At 46.8% G+C, this 2,123-nt stretch carries 2 protein-coding genes; one reads left to right on the top strand and one right to left on the bottom strand.

Going from position 1 to position 2,123, the window contains the following annotated elements:
* On the top strand, nucleotides 1-396 hold a 396-nt coding region (locus AZ66_RS28765; RefSeq protein ID WP_044358060.1), incomplete at its 5' end, for a DegT/DnrJ/EryC1/StrS family aminotransferase.
* 61 nt (nucleotides 397-457) lie between these two features.
* Here AZ66_RS28765 and AZ66_RS28760 read toward each other — a convergent pair.
* Nucleotides 458-2,098 carry a hypothetical protein gene (locus tag AZ66_RS28760; RefSeq protein WP_044358059.1) on the bottom strand — a complete coding sequence of 547 codons (1,641 nt, stop codon included), beginning with the start codon at nucleotides 2,096-2,098 and terminating at the stop codon, nucleotides 458-460.
* Between the last annotated feature and the right edge of the window lie 25 nt (nucleotides 2,099-2,123).

The raw sequence follows: 2,123 nt of genomic DNA, 5'->3' as shown, positions 1-2,123 counted from the left end.
GGAGGGCTCGTATATCAGCGGTATCGGAGTGTATTGGAAGCTTATGATGGTATTCGGCTGATATCAGAACCTACCTACGGAAGATCGACTTGCTGGCTTACGGTTATCTTGGTTGACTGCAAGCGTACGGGAACGTATCCGCTCTCGATCAAAACTGCTCTGCAGCAGAACGGCATCGAGGCGCGTCTCGTATGGAAGCCGATGCATCTGCAGCCGATGTTCCACTCCTGCTTATATTTCCCTCACGAATCAGATTTTAGTGTGTCCGAGCAATTGTTTGCACAAGGGCTATGCTTGCCATCCGGCTCGAATCTGACGAGTGCCGAACAGGATCGGGTGGTCGATGTCATTTTGGAACATTTACAGCAGAATGCGATTTATCGGCAAAGTGTGTAGAACAGGAAGAAGCATAGAAGCCGAGTGAAGAAGGAATCACCCGGCTGCCCATACCATTTTTTTATAAGCCTGTATAGGATCTTTTTTCTATCCACTGATTGGGCGCTTGAATGCATTGCCAGCCTTCTACAACATATTTGCTGCCGTCGGTGCCGAGCAGCGAGAGATTGTCGTTCAAGATCATTCGCCCTTTTTCCCATTGTCCTGCAGTAGGCGGCTGCGTGCCAAGATTCACACCAGGTATGATCTCTTCGTAGCCAGACCAGACCGCTGTCGTGCTGTCGATGCTGTAAATGCAGAAACTCTTGATGCGCAGCGGCTGTGTTCCTCCTGATAACAAGACGCGTATCATAGTGACATCAGAATGAACACGGAAATAGAAGTCTTTGTTGGAATCAGAGCCGGTAATATAACCGCCTATTGCTCCACCCCCGGGTGCGGTTGTATTGAAGTAGGGCTCTGCGTTGGAGGAGCCTTTGACTGTTGCTTCATTTTGAATAGTGCTTCCTAGAATGTTGCCGTTTGCATCGTAGCAGATGACAATGACGCGTCCCCCATATCCAGCGATCGTATCTTTTTGTACAATAAATCGCTTGGCTTTGGAGGTGTTGATGAATACGCCGATTGCTGGCTGAATAAGCTCTACATATTCAGTGGCGAGCGTCATTGCTCCGGATTTCAGAACTGTGGACGTGCGAGAAGTGGCGACATTAACGCGTGGAATATTAACTAAGCTATTCCCATTATAGTAGCAGGCTTTTTTATTCAGGGGACCGGATAGGAAGATCATATTTCCTTTCGTATTGATTAATTTGGATTTGCGTGAGGAGTACACGGATACAGGATAACGGCTTCGATCATCGATATTGCTTCCGTCTAGTTCTCCATAACCGACATTGAACACGTTATTCGAAGACGAGTTGAACACCCGTACAAAGGTTGTATTATTGTCCTCGTTGCGCATATCTTGGAATTTATTCTGCTCACCGTGATAGATCAGAAGCGGGACTGCTTCGGCATTGCCCGTCAGGTAGGATTGGCCAAGCTCGAAGCTAGGTTTGATAAAGACATTGTTGTTATTGTAAAAGTACGAATTATCAGGCGATACAATGCGAATTCCGTAACGGCTTGCATTCGTATTGACCTGACTCCAGCATCCAAACCTTCCATTCTCAAATAAATTTTCATTGACCCAGCCAGAACGAACTGCCGACAAATCCAGCGCAATCTTATTATTCATGATTTGTCCAAGAGTCAGCTTGTTGAAGGAGAATCCTTTACTATTTCCCTTAGCTTGCAGACCGATTGTGAAGCCATCGATTCCTACAATGTCGACATTACATGAGATGAAGTTGGTCAGAATGATGCCGATGTTCCCTTCGCTGCTCCAGTCGGATACTTGTGCATTTCGGACATTCAATTTGTAATCCATCATGATGGTAGATTCGATGGCACTGCCTATCAGCAGACAAGGTTGAATGTTGTCACCCTTATAAATAAGCGGGGCATCCATAATAAGTCTGACGCCAGATGGCACGGTGATTGCTTGGGACACTACAGCACCTTTGCCGGGAGGAAAGTAGACGCTCATCTGATTGATCGCAGCGAATTGCAGCGCTTTATTGACCGGAGTGGTATCGTCTGCTGCTCCATCATACAAGGCTCCGAAGTTCTGCGGAGTAACAAAATTCGGATTAATCATAGGCGGACACATCCTCTTCTATCGG

Source organism: Paenibacillus sp. E194 (assembly GCF_000935845.1).
GTDB classification, from domain to species: Bacteria; Bacillota; Bacilli; order Paenibacillales; family Paenibacillaceae; genus Paenibacillus_B; species Paenibacillus_B alvei_B.
The sequence above is the reverse complement of the archived record's forward strand: the minus strand, read 5'-3'. Positions and strand labels throughout refer to the sequence as shown.